This is a genomic window from Aeromonas sp. SCS5, assembly GCF_001887375.1.
Lineage (GTDB): Bacteria > Pseudomonadota > Gammaproteobacteria > Enterobacterales > Aeromonadaceae > Aeromonas > Aeromonas jandaei.
Window position 1 is genome coordinate 1 of record NZ_LFCS01000025.1, and the last position, 17,938, is coordinate 17,938.

Consider the following 17,938-nt stretch of genomic DNA (forward strand, 5'->3'; position numbering starts at 1 on the left):
GCGGGTTCGAGTCCTGCCGCCCCTGCCATATACCTCGTCTCGTACGGGGCTTTTGTGTCTTTGGTTACGTCAGATACAGGTGGGTTGTATGAGTGTTAGTTCTGAGAGCCAGGGCGGAAGCAAGGATACCCTGCTTTGGGGCCTGGTTTTCATTATCCTGGCGGCTGCTGTAGTGGGTAATTACCTGCTCAACGATGTTGTCGCTGCCGTCCGCGCCCTGGGTGTGGTCGTTGTCGTCGCTGCTGCTGGTGCAGTAGCCCTGCAAACCACCAAGGGAAAGGCTACGCTGGCATTCGCCCGTGAGTCTCGCCTGGAAGTCCGCAAGGTCGTATGGCCAACCCGTCAGGAAGCCATTCAGACAACCCTGATTGTGCTGGCGGTGACCGCCGTGATGGGGCTGCTGCTGTTCGTTCTGGACGGCGCCTTGGTCTGGTTGGTCAACCTGATTACCGGTGTGTAAGGATAAGCCATGACTGAACAACGTGAACAGCGTATGAGATGGTATGTCGTGCAGGCGTTTTCCGGCTATGAAGGCCGTGTTGCCAAATCCCTGCGTGAACATATCAAGATGCATGGCATGGAAGACATGTTCGGTGAAGTACTGGTCCCGACCGAAGAAGTGGTCGAGATGCGTGCAGGCCAGAAGCGCAAGAGTGAGCGCAAGTTTTTCCCGGGTTATGTCCTGGTCCAGATGATCATGGATGAAACCACATGGCACCTGGTACGCAACGTACCGCGTGTAATGGGCTTCATCGGCGGTACCTCCGACCGTCCGGCACCGATCTCCGATAAAGAGGCCGATGCCATCCTGAACCGTCTGCAGGATGCCCACGACAAGCCGCGTCCGAAAACCCTGTTTGAACCGGGCGAAATGGTGCGGGTTGCCGATGGTCCGTTTGCCGACTTCAACGGTACCGTTGAAGAGGTGGATTACGAGAAGAGCCGCGTGAAGGTCTCTGTACTGATCTTCGGTCGTTCTACTCCGGTTGAGCTGGATTTTGGTCAGGTCGAAAAGGGCTGATTGATTTCTGTTCACTCAACAGTTGTCAGGGGCAGCGAATATCTCTATAATTCGCTGCCCCTTTATTAGTTGGGGAGCCGTTTGCAGGAGCATGTCTCCGAGGCGCTAGAACCCATTTTTGAGGTAATTTCCTAATGGCTAAGAAAGTCACAGCTTATATCAAGCTGCAGGTTGCTGCTGGTGCAGCCAACCCGTCTCCTCCCGTTGGTCCTGCACTGGGTCAACACGGTGTGAACATCATGGAATTCTGTAAGGCGTTCAACGCTCGTACAGAGAAGCTGGAAAAAGGTTCACCGACTCCGGTCGTGATCACCGTTTACAGCGACCGTTCCTTCACCTTCGAAACCAAGACTCCGCCTGCTTCCTTCCTGCTGAAGAAAGCTGCTGGCATCAAGTCTGGTTCTTCCAAGCCGAACAAAGACAAGGTTGGTAAGGTGACCGTTGCCCAGCTGCAAGAAATCGCCAAGACCAAAGAGCCGGATATGACCGGTGCCGATCTGGATGCAAAAGTACGTTGCATCGCCGGCTCCGCTCGTTCCATGGGTCTGGTAGTGGAGGAGTAAGACAATGGCTAAACTGTCCAAGCGTATGCGCGTTATTCGCGAAAAAGTTGACGGTACCAAAGAGTACTCCATCAACGAAGCCATTGCCCTGCTGAAAGAACTGGCTACCGCCAAGTTCGTTGAAAGCGTTGACGTTGCTGTCAATCTGGGTATCGACGCTCGTAAATCTGACCAGAACGTACGTGGTGCAACTGTACTGCCGCACGGTACCGGTCGTGACGTTCGCGTTGCCGTATTTACCCAAGGTGCCAACGCCGAAGCTGCCAAAGCTGCCGGTGCTGACCTGGTAGGTATGGATGACCTGGCCGATCTGGTCAAGAAAGGCGAGATGAACTTCGACGTAGTTATCGCATCCCCGGATGCCATGCGCGTTGTTGGTCAACTGGGTCAAATCCTGGGCCCGCGCGGTCTGATGCCGAACCCGAAAGTTGGTACTGTAACCCCGAACGTTGCCGAAGCCGTCAAGAACGCCAAGGCTGGTCAGGTTCGTTACCGTAACGACAAGAATGGTATCATCCATACCACTCTGGGTAAGGTTTCTTTCAACGAAGTTCAGCTGAAAGAAAACTTGGAAGCTCTGCTGGTTGCCCTGAAAAAAGGCAAGCCCTCTTCCGCCAAAGGTCAATTCATCAAGAAAGTCAGCATCTCCACCACCATGGGTGCCGGTGTTGCCGTAGACCAAGCTTCTCTGGAAGCTCAGGCCTAATTGATGGGTTTTACAAGGCGCAAAATTTAATCTATAATTTTGCGCCTTGATTGGTTGGGGGTTTCGACCTCCGTCCAAGACCGCAGGAGGCTGCAAAGCCTTAATGTTTCCTGCGTAGACGGTGCCGGAAACCCAGCGAGAAAGATTCTTTCTCTTCTGGAATCCTGCTACCGCATCGTTCCCCTCTGTTGTAAAGGTAGGGGGGATGTGTCAGTACTGGGTCATTTGACCCGGATTCAATCCAGGAGTTAAGCCAATGGCATTGGGACTCGAAGACAAAAAGGCAATTGTTGCTGAAGTCAACGAAGCTGCCAAAGGCGCTCTTTCTGCAGTTGTTGCCGATTCTCGCGGTGTCACTGTAGACAAGATGACCGTCCTGCGTAAAACCGCTCGTGAAGCCGGTGTGTACATGCGCGTTGTGCGTAACACCCTGCTGCGTCGCGCGGTAGAAGGTACCGAATACGAGTGCCTGAACGACGCATTTACCGGTCCTACCTTGATTGCTTTCTCTAACGAACACCCGGGCGCTGCTGCTCGTCTGTTCAAAGAGTTTGCCAAAGCGAACCAAAAGTTCGAAATCAAGGCTGGCGCTTTTAACGGTGAGTTTATCGCCGCAGCACAAATTGATCGTCTGGCCACGCTGCCGACTTACGAAGAAGCAATTGCGAAGTTGATGGCTACCATGAAGGAAGCCTCTGCTGGCAAGCTGGTTCGTACTATCGCTGCTGTTCGCGACCAGAAGCAAGCTGCTGCTTGATTCTCGCCTATCTAGGCTGTTTGAGTTTATTCAACATCAGGAATTTTTGTCATGTCTATCACTAAAGACCAAATCATCGAAGCCGTTGCTTCCATGTCCGTAATGGAAGTTGTTGAGCTGATCGAAGCTATGGAAGAGAAGTTCGGTGTTTCTGCCGCTGCTGCCGTAATGGCTGGCCCGGCTGCTGCTGAAGCAGTAGAAGAGAAGACCGAGTTCGACGTAGTTCTGACTGCTGCCGGTGCTAACAAAGTTGCCGTTATCAAAGCCGTTCGTGGCGCTACCGGTCTGGGCCTGAAAGAAGCCAAAGATCTGGTAGAAGCTGCTCCGGCTAACCTGAAAGAAGCCGTCTCCAAAGACGAAGCTGAAGCTCTGAAGAAAGAGCTGGAAGCTGCCGGTGCTTCTGTTGAGATCAAATAATCTGCATTTATGTAGATTAGCCTGATAAAACAGGCTAGGGCTGGTGAATTTTTGTTCACCAGCCTTTTTGCGCTGTAGACTGAGAGCATTTCACACCGTTTACGACTCTCGGTGCACCAGCAATCCGGACTGTCTTCTTTCGTCCGGGCCAACACAAAACGGTGTTGAGACAGAGCTGTCCCGCGGGACAGAGTGGGTCACTTATCAGCGAGCTGAGGAACCCTATGGTTTACTCTTATACCGAAAAAAAACGCATTCGTAAGGACTTCGGTAAGCGAGACCAGGTACTGGACACGCCTTATCTGTTGTCCATTCAGCTGGACTCCTTCAAGCAGTTCATCGAGGCTGACCCGGAAGGTGAATATGGCCTAGAGGCCGCTTTCCGTAGCGTTTTCCCGATCACCAGTTACTCCGGTAGTGCTGAGCTTCAGTATGTCAGCTATCGCCTGGGTGAGCCGGTATTTGACGTAAAAGAATGCCAGATCCGTGGAGTGACCTACTCCGCGCCGCTGCGTGTCAAGCTTCGTATGGTTCTGTACGACCGTGAAGCAGCTGCCGGCACCGTCAAAGACATCAAGGAACAAGAAGTATACATGGGCGAAATTCCGCTCATGACCGAGAACGGCACCTTTGTTATCAATGGTACCGAGCGGGTTATCGTTTCCCAGCTGCACCGCAGCCCGGGCGTCTTCTTCGACCACGATAAAGGCAAAACACATTCATCCGGTAAGGTGCTGTATAACGCTCGCGTTATCCCCTACCGTGGCTCCTGGCTGGACTTCGAGTTCGATGCGAAAGACAACCTGTTTGTCCGTATCGACCGTCGTCGCAAACTGCCGGCATCCATCATTCTGCGCGCCCTGGACTTCACTTCCGAAGAGATCCTGGCCACCTTCTTCGAAACCATCGGTTTCGAGGTCAAAGATGGCAAGTTGATGATGGATCTGGTGCCGGAGCGCCTGCGTGGCGAAACTGCGACCTTCGACATCGTGGCCAATGGTGCCGTGGTTGTTGAAACCGGTCGTCGTGTGACTGCCCGTCACATCCGTCAGCTGGAAAAAGATGCCGTTACCCAGATTGAGGTACCGGTTGAGTACGTTGTTGGCAAAGTTGCTGCCAAGGACTACGCACATCCGCAAACTGGTGAACTGGTAGTGGCAGCCAACCAGGCTCTGAGTCTGGAAGCGATTGCCAACCTGTCCCAGGCCGGCTTCAAGCATTTCGAGGTTCTGTTCACCAACGAACTGGACCACGGTGCTTACATGTCCGAGACCCTGCGCGTCGATTCCAGCACCAACCGTCTGGAAGCGCTGGTAGAAATCTACCGCATGATGCGTCCGGGCGAGCCGCCGACACGTGAAGCAGCAGAGCAGCTGTTCGAAAACCTGTTCTTCTCTGCAGAACGTTACGACCTGTCTACCGTAGGTCGGATGAAGTTCAACCGCCGTCTGGGTCGTGAAGACGAGACTGGCGCTGGCGTACTGACCAAAGACGATATCGTCGATGTGATGAAGCGCCTGATCGACATCCGTAACGGTAACGACGAAGTGGACGATATCGACCACCTGGGTAACCGTCGTATCCGTTCTGTCGGTGAAATGGCTGAAAACCAGTTCCGTGTCGGTCTGGTGCGTGTCGAGCGTGCGGTCAAGGAGCGTCTCTCCCTGGGCGACCTGGACACCCTGATGCCGCAGGATCTGATCAACGCCAAGCCGATCTCCGCCGCAGTCAAAGAGTTCTTTGGTTCCAGCCAGCTGTCCCAGTTTATGGACCAGAACAACCCGCTGTCCGAAGTGACCCACAAGCGCCGTATCTCTGCGCTGGGCCCGGGCGGTTTGACTCGTGAGCGTGCCGGCTTTGAAGTCCGAGACGTACACCCGACCCACTACGGTCGTCTGTGCCCGATCGAGACTCCTGAAGGTCCGAACATCGGTCTGATCAACTCCCTGTCCGTGTACTCTCGTACCAACGAGTACGGTTTCCTCGAGACTCCGTACCGCAAGGTCATTGACGGTGTGATCACCGACGAAGTGGACTACCTGTCTGCTATTGAAGAAGGCAAGTACGTGATCGCACAGGCTAACGCCGCGACCACCGAAGATGGCCGTCTGAAAGATGAATTGATCCCGTGCCGTCACAAAGGTGAATCCACCTTTATGAACGCCGACCAGATCCAGTATATGGACGTGAGCCCGCAGCAGATCGTATCTGTGGCAGCGGCCCTGATCCCGTTCCTGGAACACGATGACGCGAACCGCGCATTGATGGGTTCAAACATGCAACGTCAGGCTGTACCGACCCTGCGTGCTGACAAGCCGCTGGTAGGTACCGGTATGGAACGCGCTGTGGCCGTTGACTCCGGTGTAACCGTAGTTGCCAAGCGTGGTGGCATGATCGACTACGTCGATGCCTCCCGTATCGTTATCAAGGTAAATGAAGATGAGCTGATGCCAGGCGAAGCCGGTATCGACATCTACAACCTGACCAAATACACCCGTTCCAACCAGAACACCTGTATCAACCAGCGTCCTTGCGTGATGTTGGGTGAGCCGGTCATGGCTGGCGACGTACTGGCTGACGGCCCGTCCACCGATCTGGGTGAACTGGCTCTGGGTCAGAACATGCGCGTCGCGTTCATGCCGTGGAACGGTTACAACTTCGAAGACTCGATCCTGGTGAACGAGCGTGTAGTTCAGGAAGATCGCCTGACCACCATCCATATCCAGGAACTGGCCTGTATCTCCCGTGACACCAAGCTGGGTCCGGAAGAGATCACTGCTGACATCCCGAACGTGGGTGAAGCTGCTCTGTCCAAGCTGGACGAGTCCGGTATCGTCTACGTGGGTGCTGAAGTGAAGGGCGGCGACATTCTGGTCGGTAAGGTAACGCCGAAAGGTGAAACCCAGCTGACTCCGGAAGAGAAGCTGCTGCGCGCCATCTTCGGTGAGAAGGCGTCCGACGTGAAGGACTCCTCCCTGCGTGTACCGAACGGTGTGTACGGTACCGTGGTTGACGTGCAAGTCTTTACCCGCGATGGCGTGGAAAAAGACAAGCGCGCCAAAGAAATCGAAGAGATGCAGCTGAAGGAAGCGAAGAAGGACTTGACCGAAGAGTTCAAGATCCTGGAAGACGGCATTTTCGGCCGCTCCCGCAACCTGCTGCTGGCCGCCGGTTACAGCGAAGATCGTCTGAACAAGCTGGAGCGTTCCAAGTGGTTTGAACTGGCCATCGAGGATGAAGCCAAGCAGACCGAACTGGAGCAGATCGCTGAACAGCACGTTGAGCTGAAAGCCGAGTTCGACAAGAAGTTCGAGAACAAGCGTCGCAAGATTATCCAGGGTGATGATCTGGCGCCGGGCGTACTGAAAATCGTCAAGGTTTATCTGGCAGTCAAGCGTCGCATCCAGCCGGGTGACAAGATGGCGGGCCGTCACGGTAACAAGGGTGTTATCTCCAAGATCTGTCCGGTCGAGGATATGCCTCATGACGAGTTCGGCCGTCCGGTCGACATCGTACTGAACCCGTTGGGCGTACCGTCTCGTATGAACATCGGTCAGATCCTCGAAGTGCACCTGGGCCTCGCAGCCAAGGGTATCGGCGAGAAGATCGATCGCATGGTCAAAGAGCAGCGCGAGCTGCACGAGATGCGCAACTTCCTGCAGCAGGTCTACGACCTGGGCGAGAAGGACACCCAGCAAGTGAACATCGCCGAACTGTCTGACGACGACGTACGTACCCTGGTGGGTAACCTGCGTAAGGGTCTGCCGGTTGCTACTCCGGTCTTTGATGGTGCCAAAGAGCGCGAAATCAAAGCCCTGCTGAAGCTGGCCGATCTGCCGGAGTCCGGTCAGATTGATCTGTTCGACGGCCGTACCGGTAACCGCTTCGAGCGTAAAGTAACCGTTGGTTACATGTACATGCTCAAGCTGAACCACTTGGTCGACGACAAGATGCACGCGCGTTCTACCGGTTCTTACAGCCTGGTTACCCAGCAGCCGCTGGGTGGTAAGGCTCAGTTCGGTGGTCAGCGTTTCGGTGAGATGGAAGTGTGGGCCCTGGAGGCTTACGGTGCGGCATATACCCTGCAGGAGATGCTGACCGTCAAGTCTGACGATGTGAATGGCCGTACCAAGATGTACAAGAACATCGTGGATGGCGACCACCGTATGGAGCCGGGCATGCCCGAATCCTTCAACGTATTGCTGAAGGAAATCCGCTCTCTGGGTATCAACATCGAGCTGGACGAAGAGTAAGAGCTCGCTCTTATTGTTCGAGAATTGACGTGGGCGCCCCGAGAGGGGCGCCGAGGTTAGACTCCTGACAGGGGAAACACGTGAAAGACTTACTCAAGTTTTTGAAGGCTCAGACCAAGACCGAAGAGTTTGACAGTATCAAGATCGGTCTGGCCTCTCCTGACATGATCCGCTCCTGGTCATTCGGTGAGGTCAAAAAGCCTGAGACCATCAACTACCGGACTTTCAAGCCGGAGCGTGATGGTCTGTTCTGCGCCCGTATCTTCGGACCGGTGAAGGACTACGAGTGTCTGTGCGGCAAGTACAAGCGCCTGAAACACCGTGGTGTGATCTGTGAGAAGTGCGGCGTTGAAGTGACCCAGACCAAGGTCCGTCGTGAGCGTATGGGCCACATCGAGCTGGCCAGCCCGACTGCCCACATCTGGTTCCTGAAGTCCCTGCCGTCCCGTATCGGTCTGCTGCTGGACATGACCCTGCGCGACATCGAACGCGTGCTCTACTTCGAATCTTTCGTAGTTATCGAGCCGGGCATGACCAACCTCGAACGCAGCCAGATGCTCTCTGAAGAGCAGTACCTGGATGCGCTGGAAGAGTGGGGCGACGAATTTGACGCCAAGATGGGTGCCGAAGCAATCCTGGCATTGCTGCGCGCCATCGATCTGGAAGGTGAAGTCAAAGCGATGCGTGAGGAGCTGGATCAGACCAACTCCGAGACCAAGCGCAAGAAGACCACCAAGCGTCTGAAGCTGATGGAAGCTTTCCTGCAGTCCGGCAACAAGCCGGAGTGGATGATCATGACAGTGCTGCCTGTGCTGCCGCCGGACCTGCGTCCGCTGGTACCGCTGGACGGCGGCCGTTTCGCGACTTCCGATCTGAACGATCTGTACCGTCGCGTGATCAACCGTAACAACCGCTTGAAGCGTCTGCTGGATCTGGCTGCTCCGGACATCATCGTGCGCAACGAAAAGCGCATGCTGCAAGAGTCCGTCGATGCGCTGCTGGATAACGGCCGTCGCGGTCGTGCCATCACAGGTTCCAACAAGCGCCCGCTGAAATCCCTGGCCGACATGATCAAGGGTAAGCAGGGTCGTTTCCGTCAGAACCTGCTGGGTAAACGTGTCGACTACTCCGGTCGTTCCGTTATCACCGTAGGCCCGACTCTGCGTCTGCATCAGTGCGGTCTGCCGAAGAAGATGGCGCTGGAACTGTTCAAGCCGTTCATCTATGGCAAGCTGGAAACCCGCGGTCTGGCGACCACTATCAAGGCCGCCAAGAAGATGGTGGAGCGCGAAGAAGCTGTCGTTTGGGATATCCTGGACGAAGTTATCCGCGAACACCCGGTTCTGCTGAACCGTGCACCGACTCTGCACCGTCTGGGTATCCAGGCATTCGAACCGACTCTGGTCGAAGGCAAGGCAATCCAGCTGCACCCGCTCGTTTGTGCTGCGTATAACGCGGACTTCGACGGTGACCAGATGGCTGTTCACGTACCGCTGACCCTGGAAGCCCAGCTGGAAGCGCGTGCGCTGATGATGTCTACCAACAACATCCTGTCGCCTGCATCCGGTGAGCCGATCATCGTTCCTTCTCAGGACGTGGTCTTGGGTCTGTACTACATGACCCGCGCCCGCATCAATGCGAAGGGTGAAGGTATGGTGCTGTCCGGCCCGAAAGAGGCCGAGAAAGTGTACCGTGCTGGTCTGGCCGACCTGCATGCTCGCGTCAAGTGCCGCATCACCGAGTACGTGAAGAGCGAAGCCGGTGAACTGGTTGCCAAGACCGAGATGAAGAACACCACCGTTGGTCGTGCGATCCTGAGCCTGATCCTGCCGAAAGGCATGGAATACGCCCTGATCGACGAGCCGAAGGTGCTGACTGCTGCCGAACAGGCCGATCTGGACGCCAATCCGCAGAACTGGATCAAGTCTGTATCCAACAAGGCGCTGGGCAAAAAGCTCATCTCCCGTCTGCTGAACACCTGCTATCGCAAGCAGGGGCTGAAGGACACCGTTATCTTCGCTGACCAGCTGATGTATACCGGTTTCCACTACGCGGCGCTGTCCGGTGCTTCCGTTGGTATCGATGACATGGTCATCCCGGATGCCAAAAAAGACATCATTGCTTCTGCCGAAGCCGAAGTTGCCGAGATCCAGGACCAGTTCCTGTCCGGTCTGGTAACTGCGGGCGAACGTTACAACAAGGTTATCGATATCTGGGCCAGCGCCAACGAGCGCGTCTCCAAGGCCATGATGGAGAACTTGTCCAAAGAGCGTAACGTCAACTCGCTGGGTGATGAAGAAGAGCAGGCATCGTTCAACAGCATCTTTATGATGGCCGACTCTGGTGCGCGGGGTTCCGCAGCCCAGATCCGTCAGCTGGCCGGTATGCGTGGCCTGATGGCCAAGCCGGATGGCTCCATCATCGAGACCCCGATCATCGCGAACTTCCGCGAAGGTCTGAACGTACTGCAGTACTTTATCTCTACCCACGGTGCTCGTAAGGGTCTGGCGGATACCGCACTGAAGACTGCGAACTCCGGTTACCTGACTCGTCGTCTGGTAGACGTGGCGCAGGACATGGTGATCACCGAGGACGATTGCGGCACTACCGAAGGTCTGTGGATGACTCCGCTGATCGAGGGTGGCGACGTGGTCGAGCCACTGCGTGAGCGCGTGCTGGGTCGTGTGGTGGCAGAAGATGTCATCAAGCCGGGTACCGAGGACGAGATCCTGGTTGCTCGCAACACCCTGCTCGACGAGCAGCTGTGTGACCTGCTGGAACGCAACTCCGTTGACCGTGTGAAGGTACGTTCTGCCATCACCTGTGAAACTGACTTCGGTAACTGTGCTCACTGCTACGGCCGTGATCTGGCCCGTGGTCACCTGGTTAACAAGGGTGAGGCTGTCGGTGTTATCGCCGCCCAGTCCATCGGTGAACCGGGTACCCAGCTGACAATGCGTACGTTCCACATCGGTGGTGCCGCATCTCGTGCCGCAGCCGAGAGCAGCATCCAGGTGAAGAACACCGGTAGCATCAAGCTGCAGAACGCCAAGTTCGTTCACAACAGCGATGACAAACTGGTTATCACCTCCCGTTCTACCGAACTGACCATCATGGACGACATGGGCCGTACCAAGGAAAGCCACAAGCTGCCTTACGGTTCCGTGCTGGAAGTGAAGGACGGCCAGGCAGTGAACGCTGGCGAAACCGTTGCTAACTGGGATCCGCACACTCACCCGATCATCACCGAAGTGGCAGGTCGTCTGCACTTCGAACACATGATCGATGGCGTGACCATCACTCGTCAGACCGACGAGCTGACCGGTCTCTCCTCTATCGTCGTGCTGGACGTCAACGAGCGTCCGAGCGCCGGTAAAGAGATGCGTCCGACCGTTAAACTGGTCGACCTGAACGGCAACGACGTGATGATCCCGGGTACCGATGTAGCCGCCCAGTACTTCCTGCCGGGCAAGGCGATCGTGAACCTGGAAGATGGTGCCAACGTGGGCGTGGGTGACGCGGTAGCGCGTATCCCGCAAGAGTCCGGCGGTACCAAGGACATCACCGGTGGTCTGCCGCGCGTTGCGGATCTGTTCGAAGCACGTCAACCGAAAGAACCGGCTATTCTGGCCGAGATCTCCGGTACCATCTCCTTCGGGAAAGAGACCAAAGGCAAGCGCCGTCTGGTCATCACCCCGACCGATGGTGGCAACGTCTATGAGGAGATGATTCCGAAGTGGCGTAACCTGAACGTGTTCGAAGGTGAAAAAGTTGAGAAGGGTGAAGTGCTGGCGGACGGTCCTGAGTCTGCTCACGATATCCTGCGTCTGCGCGGTATCAGCCCGGTCGCCAACTACATCGCCAACGAAGTGCAGGACGTTTACCGTCTGCAAGGCGTTAAGATCAACGACAAGCACATCGAAGTCATCGTTCGTCAGATGCTGCGCAAGTGCGAGATCCTGACTGCTGGCGACACCGATCTGATCGAAGGCGAACAGGTTGAAGTGGCTCGCGTGAAGATTGCCAACCGTAAGCTGGTTGCCGAGGGCAAGACCCCTGCGACCTACCGTCATGTTCTGATGGGTATTACCAAGGCATCTCTGAGCACCGAGTCCTTCATCTCCGCGGCTTCCTTCCAGGAAACCACTCGCGTTCTGACCGAAGCCGCCGTTGGTGGCAAACGTGACGAACTGCGTGGCCTGAAAGAGAACGTCATCGTGGGTCGTCTGATCCCGGCTGGTACCGGCTTTGCCTACCACCACAGCCGGATCAACCAGCGTGCTGCTGCAGCTCGTGCTGTTGGCACCCCGCAGGTGACCGCAGATGAAGCTGAGCAGAACCTGGCGGATCTGCTGAACGCTGCCGGTAGCTTCGACGAAGAGTAACTCGTCAACAGTGATTAAAAAGGGCTCCTTCAAGGAGCCCTTTTTGTTGGCCATTTGATCGGCAAAGGCTGACGCCACGCGGGTTTCAGGATGATCCAGAGCAAAGTTGTAGAGTAAAAAATCAAAAAAAGTTGACTTTGCTCTCCTGCGATTTGACACTCGGCAAAGTTGAATGGTTATTACAGGGGTAGAACATGACTGTCGGTATCGAGGAAGCCATGCTTCCCGAAGAACAGCTGATCAGCCGCACTTTTACAGATGAAGACAGGGAATTGTTGCGCTCATACGATGGGCTCATCGACGGCTTGGCCGAATTGTTCGGCAAGCATTGTGAAGTGGTGCTCCACTCCCTGGAAAATCTGCACGAGTCGGTGATCAAGATCGCCAACGGCTTTAACACCGGACGTACCCTCGGGGCGCCAATCACCGATCTGGCACTGCGGATGCTCAAGGACATCGAGAGCACCGGCCAGGATTACACCCAGAGCTATTTTGCTCGCAGCCGCACCGGCGCCCTGATGAAGTCGAGCACCATCGCCATCAGGAACAGTGAACGCCAGGTGATCGGTCTTATCTGCATCAACCTGCATATCAATGCACCTTTCCACGAGTTCGTGGCCGAATTTTTCCCGACGCCCCAGCAGGCGGCGCGCCAGTCACCAGAGACCTTTGCCAACAGTGTCGAAGAGCTTGTTGCCCAGACCGTGGACAACACCATCGATGAGATCAACCGTGATCCCACTGTGGCCAACAATGCCAAAAACCGCTTCATCGTCACCCAATTGTTCGAGAAGGGTATTTTTGACATCAAGGACTCCATCAACATGGTGGCGGACAAACTCAATATTTCGAAACATACCGTTTATCTCTACATCCGACAGCGCAAGCAGGGTGAAGACGAAAACGAGTAACTCAATTCCATAAGGGGATAGATGAATGGCTAAAGAAGTGATTGCAACCGACAAGGCGCCTGCCGCCATTGGTCCTTATGTTCAGGCGACCAAGGTAGGCGAGATGATCTTCACCTCCGGGCAGATCCCGCTTGATCCTGCCACCATGGAGATCGTTGCCGGTGGCATCGAAGCTCAGGCCGAGCAGGTAATGAAGAACCTGATCGCCGTATTGCAGGCTGCCGGTGCCGATGCTGGCAAGGTAGTGAAAACCACCTGCTTCCTGAGCGATATGAACGACTTCGTAGCCTTCAATCAGGTCTATGCCCGTTACTTTGGTGATGCCGCCCCGGCTCGCTCCTGCGTGGAAGTGGCCCGTCTGCCCAAAGATGTGCTGGTCGAAGTTGAGGCCATCGCCCATCTCTGATCGGCAACTGCTAAAAAGCCCCTCATGGCAGGGGCTTTTTTGTTTTTGGCGTAAAATGGACAGGCATCAGTACAGGAGCCTTGTTATGATTCTGAGTTTTGCCCTGCTGGTGACCGGGCCTGCCTATGGCACCCAGTCGGCCAGCACCGCCTACCGCTTTGCCCGCAGCCTGTTGGCTCAGGGTCATACCCTCTCTCATCTCTTTTTCTATCAGGATGGGGTCTGCAACGGCAACGACCTGCATCTTCCCGCTTCCGATGAGACCGACCTGGTACGTCTGTGGCGAGAGCTGGCAGAGGAGCAGGGGATCCGCATCGATGTCTGCGTCGCTGCCGCCATGCGACGCGGTGTGGTCGATGAGCAGGAGGCCAAAGGGGCAGGGCAGGCTCACTTCAATCTGCAAGCGCCATTTTGTTTAAGCGGGCTTGGCCAGCTGGCCGAAGCTGCCCTGACCGCCGATCGGCTGGTTCAGTTCTAGGGAGTGACCATGAGCAAGAAAATCGCATTTATCTGCAGTCGTGGCCCCCACGGTCATGCTGCCGGTCGGGAGGGGCTGGATGCCCTGTTGGCCACCTCGGCCATGACCGATGAGCTGGCACTCTTCCTGATTGGTGACGGCGTGCTGCAACTGCTTAAAGAACAGCAGCCACAGGCCATCTTGCAGCGCCACTATGCGCCAACCTTCAAGATGCTCGAACTCTATGACATCGAGGAGGTGTACGTCTGTGCCGACTCGCTGGCCGAGCGCGGCGTGACGGTCGAGGATCTGCTGATCCCGGTCGAAATCCTGTCGCGGGCAGAGATGGCCAGCCAGTGGTCACAATGCGCGACGCACATCAGCTTCTGAGGTCCCCATGTTGCATCTGATCTTGAATTCCCCTTTCCAGAGCCAGGCACTGACTCAGGCGCTGTCATACCTGCAATCTGGCGATGAACTGGTGCTGATGCAGGATGCCGTCATTGCGGCCTGTGCGCCCCAGTGGTGCGAACTACTGGCCGGGATCCCGCTACACGTCATGACCGAGGATCTGCAGGCGCGTGGTTTGCGTCATCAAGTGGGCGATTTGCTGGATATGGCTGGTCTGGTCGAGCTGATTGCACAAAAAGGCTCCCCCAGAACCTGGGCTGGCTGATTTCCATATTTTTACGTTAATTCAACGAATTATGGAAAATCCATGCGGATCCGATTTGCCCTTCCATGCCACAAACTGTATAAATCTTGACTCCCCAGACAACAGGGCATAAAATTTCGCGTCCCCGTATATGCGGGGAGGATTTTCCACACGTTTATGAAGTCATTATCAGGAGCCTTTTGATGGCAACTATTAACCAGTTGGTTCGCAAGCCACGCATCAAGCTCGTTGTGAAAAGCAACGTGCCGGCGCTGGAAGCGTGCCCTCAGAAGCGTGGCGTATGCACTCGTGTATATACCACCACCCCGAAGAAGCCTAACTCTGCACTGCGTAAAGTGTGCCGTGTACGTCTGACCAACGGCTTCGAAGTCACCTCCTACATCGGTGGTGAAGGTCACAACCTGCAAGAGCACTCTGTTGTTCTGATCCGTGGCGGTCGTGTAAAAGACTTGCCAGGTGTTCGTTATCACACCGTTCGTGGTGCGTTGGACTGTGCCGGTGTTAAAGACCGTAAGCAGGCTCGCTCCAAGTATGGCGTGAAGCGTCCTAAAGCTTAATGGTTCTCCGTTAAGTAAGGCCAAACGTTAATTCGTTTCTAGTTAGATAGCTTTCTAGTTTTGGGTAATCCCTGAAGTTACGGAGAATTTGAAATGCCAAGACGTCGTGTTGTTGGTCAGCGTAAAATCCTGCCAGATCCCAAGTTCGGATCAGAGCTGCTGGCTAAATTTGTCAACGTAGTAATGGTTGACGGTAAGAAATCTGTTGCAGAAGCCATTGTTTATGGCGCCCTGGACATCATTGCCACCAAATCTGGCAAAGAGCACCTGGCCGTATTCGAAGAAGCTCTGGATAACATTCGTCCGGCGGTCGAGGTTAAATCTCGTCGCGTCGGTGGTGCAACCTATCAGGTGCCGGTAGAAGTTCGTCCGGTACGTCGCAATGCTCTGGCAATGCGCTGGTTGGTTGATGCCGCTCGTAAACGTGGTGAAAAATCAATGGCTCAGCGTCTGGCTGGCGAGCTGCTGGATGCCGCTGAGAACAAGGGTTCGTCTGTCAAGAAACGTGAAGACGTACACCGTATGGCTGAAGCGAACAAGGCTTTCGCTCACTTCCGCTGGTAATCCGCTTGCGCAGGGTCTTTGGGCTCTGCGCACCTTTAATTATCTAGGGACAAGCGCCTTAGTAAGAGGATGACAATGGCTCGTACAACCCCCATTGAGCGTTATCGTAACATCGGTATCTCCGCTCACATTGACGCCGGTAAGACTACTACTACCGAGCGCGTACTGTTTTACACCGGTGTAAGTCACAAGATCGGTGAAGTTCACGATGGCGCTGCCACCATGGACTGGATGGAACAGGAACAAGAGCGTGGTATCACCATCACCTCCGCCGCGACCACCGCTTTCTGGTCCGGTATGGGTAAACAGTTCCAACCGCACCGTATCAACATCATCGATACCCCGGGCCACGTTGACTTTACTATCGAAGTAGAGCGTTCAATGCGTGTTCTGGACGGTGCCGTAATGGTGTACTGTGCCGTAGGTGGCGTACAGCCACAGTCTGAGACCGTATGGCGTCAGGCTAACAAGTACAAGGTTCCCCGTATCGCGTTCGTCAACAAGATGGACCGTACCGGTGCCAACTTCCTGCGTTGCGTTGAGCACATCCGCACTCGCCTGAAGGGCAATCCGGTTCCTCTGCAGCTGAACATCGGCTCTGAAGAGAACTTCAAAGGCGTAGTTGACCTGGTCAAGATGAAGGCCATCAACTGGAGCGAAGCTGATCAGGGCGTATCTTTCGACTACGAAGATGTGCCGGCCGAGCTGCTGGAACAGGCGCAAGAAATGCGCATGAATCTGGTTGAAGCCGCTGCTGAAGCGTCTGAAGACCTGATGGAAAAATACCTGGGCGGCGAAGAGCTGACCGAGGAAGAGATCAAGCAAGCTCTGCGTCAGCGCGTGCTGAACAACGAAATCATCCTGGTAACCTGTGGCTCCGCGTTCAAGAACAAGGGCGTACAGGCAATGCTGGATGCGGTTGTTGAGTACCTGCCTGCTCCGACCGATGTAGCTGCTATCGACGGCCTGAAGATGGATGGCGAGACCAAAGACGAGCGTCATGCTTCTGATGACGAGCCGTTCTCTGCTCTGGCGTTCAAGATCGCTACCGACCCGTTCGTTGGTAACCTGACCTTCTTCCGCGTCTACTCCGGTGTTGTTAACTCCGGTGACTCCGTGCTGAACTCCGTCAAGGACAAGCGCGAGCGTTTCGGCCGTATCGTTCAGATGCACGCCAACAAGCGTGAAGAGATCAAAGAAGTTCGTGCAGGTGACATCGCTGCTGCCATCGGTCTGAAAGATGTGACCACTGGTGACACTCTGTGTGACGAAAAAGCGCCGATCATCCTCGAGCGTATGGAATTCCCGGAGCCGGTAATCTCCATCGCGGTTGAGCCGAAAACCAAGGCCGACCAGGAGAAGATGGGCCTGGCGCTGGGCCGTCTGGCTCAGGAAGACCCGTCCTTCCGCGTATGGACTGACGAAGAGTCTGGCCAGACCATCATTGCCGGTATGGGTGAGCTGCACCTGGACATCATCGTTGACCGTATGCGTCGCGAATTCAAGGTAGAAGCGAACGTAGGTAAGCCGCAGGTTGCCTACCGTGAAACCATCCGTACCGCCGTTAAAGACATCGAAGGCAAACATGCCAAGCAGTCTGGTGGTCGCGGTCAGTACGGTCACGTTGTGATCGACATGTACCCGCTGGAAGAAGGCAAGGGCTACGAGTTCGTCAACGACATCAAAGGCGGTGTCATTCCTGGCGAATTCATCCCGGGCGTTGACAAAGGCATCCAGGAACAGCTCAAAGCTGGTCCGCTGGCTGGCTATCCGGTTATGGACCTGGGTGTGCGTCTGCACTTCGGTTCCTACCACGATGTCGACTCTTCCGAACTGGCGTTCAAGATCGCTGCTTCCATGGCCTTCAAGGCTGGCTTCATGAAGGCCACTCCGGTTCTGCTGGAACCGATCATGAAAGTAGAAGTTGAAACTCCGGAAGATTACATGGGCGACGTTATCGGTGACCTGAACCGTCGTCGTGGCCTGATCGAAGGTATGGAAGATGGCCCGTCCGGCAAGATCGTACGCGCCATGGTGCCGTTGGCCGAGATGTTCGGTTATGCAACTGCACTGCGTTCCGCTACCCAAGGTCGTGCTTCCTACGCCATGGAATTCGCCAAGTATCACGATGCACCGACCAACGTTGCACAAGCCGTGATCGAAGAGCGCAAATCCAAGTAATTTAAGATTCCCCGCCTACGACGGTAGGCGGGTTTAACCTAGAAGGACTACGTCGTGTCTAAAGAAAAATTTGAGCGTAATAAA

The 17,938-nt window shown here is 55.3% G+C and carries 16 protein-coding genes; all 16 read left to right on the plus strand.

Annotated elements, in window-relative coordinates:
• Positions 1-88: 88 nt before the first annotated feature.
• Positions 89-460 carry a preprotein translocase subunit SecE gene (gene secE, locus BS300_RS20705; RefSeq protein ID WP_033114962.1) on the plus strand — a complete coding sequence of 124 codons (372 nt, stop codon included), beginning with the start codon at positions 89-91 and terminating at the stop codon, positions 458-460.
• A gap of 9 nt (positions 461-469) precedes the next feature.
• Entirely contained in the window at positions 470-1,021 is a 552-nt protein-coding gene (gene nusG, locus BS300_RS20710) for a transcription termination/antitermination protein NusG (RefSeq protein ID WP_005306318.1), read from the plus strand.
• Positions 1,022-1,155: 134 nt separating this feature from the next.
• Entirely contained in the window at positions 1,156-1,584 is a 429-nt protein-coding gene (rplK, locus tag BS300_RS20715; RefSeq protein ID WP_033114963.1) for a 50S ribosomal protein L11, read from the plus strand.
• A 4-nt stretch (positions 1,585-1,588) separates the two neighbouring features.
• Positions 1,589-2,290, plus strand: a complete 702-nt coding sequence (rplA, locus tag BS300_RS20720) for a 50S ribosomal protein L1 (protein ID WP_005339888.1) — start codon at positions 1,589-1,591, stop codon at positions 2,288-2,290.
• Between the two features lie 256 nt (positions 2,291-2,546).
• Positions 2,547-3,047, plus strand: a complete 501-nt coding sequence (gene rplJ, locus BS300_RS20725) for a 50S ribosomal protein L10 (protein ID WP_005339895.1) — start codon at positions 2,547-2,549, stop codon at positions 3,045-3,047.
• Positions 3,048-3,098: 51 nt separating this feature from the next.
• Positions 3,099-3,464 (plus strand): 50S ribosomal protein L7/L12, encoded by a 366-nt coding sequence (gene rplL, locus BS300_RS20730; RefSeq protein WP_011707702.1) that lies wholly within the window; start codon positions 3,099-3,101, stop codon positions 3,462-3,464.
• Positions 3,465-3,688: 224 nt separating this feature from the next.
• Positions 3,689-7,717, plus strand: coding sequence for a DNA-directed RNA polymerase subunit beta (rpoB, locus tag BS300_RS20735; RefSeq protein WP_005341838.1), 4,029 nt, complete (start codon positions 3,689-3,691; stop codon positions 7,715-7,717).
• Positions 7,718-7,797: 80 nt separating this feature from the next.
• Positions 7,798-12,102, plus strand: a complete 4,305-nt coding sequence (rpoC, locus tag BS300_RS20740) for a DNA-directed RNA polymerase subunit beta' (protein ID WP_071915099.1) — start codon at positions 7,798-7,800, stop codon at positions 12,100-12,102.
• A 194-nt stretch (positions 12,103-12,296) separates the two neighbouring features.
• The gene (locus BS300_RS20745; protein WP_033114965.1) at positions 12,297-13,013 is read left to right on the plus strand and encodes a transcriptional regulator; all 717 of its coding nucleotides are present in this window, start codon (positions 12,297-12,299) and stop codon (positions 13,011-13,013) included.
• A gap of 25 nt (positions 13,014-13,038) precedes the next feature.
• Entirely contained in the window at positions 13,039-13,419 is a 381-nt protein-coding gene (locus BS300_RS20750) for a RidA family protein (RefSeq protein ID WP_033114966.1), read from the plus strand.
• A gap of 85 nt (positions 13,420-13,504) precedes the next feature.
• Entirely contained in the window at positions 13,505-13,897 is a 393-nt protein-coding gene (gene tusD / locus BS300_RS20755; RefSeq protein WP_071915101.1) for a sulfurtransferase complex subunit TusD, read from the plus strand.
• A gap of 9 nt (positions 13,898-13,906) precedes the next feature.
• Positions 13,907-14,266: a sulfurtransferase complex subunit TusC gene (tusC, locus tag BS300_RS20760; RefSeq protein ID WP_071915103.1), complete on the plus strand. Its 360-nt coding sequence runs from the start codon at positions 13,907-13,909 to the stop codon at positions 14,264-14,266.
• Positions 14,267-14,273: 7 nt separating this feature from the next.
• On the plus strand, positions 14,274-14,552 hold the full coding sequence (tusB, locus tag BS300_RS20765) for a sulfurtransferase complex subunit TusB (protein ID WP_071915105.1): 279 nt from the start codon (positions 14,274-14,276) through the stop codon (positions 14,550-14,552).
• A gap of 182 nt (positions 14,553-14,734) precedes the next feature.
• Positions 14,735-15,109: a 30S ribosomal protein S12 gene (rpsL, locus tag BS300_RS20770; RefSeq protein ID WP_005306278.1), complete on the plus strand. Its 375-nt coding sequence runs from the start codon at positions 14,735-14,737 to the stop codon at positions 15,107-15,109.
• A gap of 93 nt (positions 15,110-15,202) precedes the next feature.
• Positions 15,203-15,673: a 30S ribosomal protein S7 gene (gene rpsG, locus BS300_RS20775; protein WP_040067654.1), complete on the plus strand. Its 471-nt coding sequence runs from the start codon at positions 15,203-15,205 to the stop codon at positions 15,671-15,673.
• A gap of 75 nt (positions 15,674-15,748) precedes the next feature.
• The gene (gene fusA, locus BS300_RS20780; protein ID WP_041210881.1) at positions 15,749-17,854 is read left to right on the plus strand and encodes an elongation factor G; all 2,106 of its coding nucleotides are present in this window, start codon (positions 15,749-15,751) and stop codon (positions 17,852-17,854) included.
• Positions 17,855-17,938 lie beyond the last annotated feature (84 nt).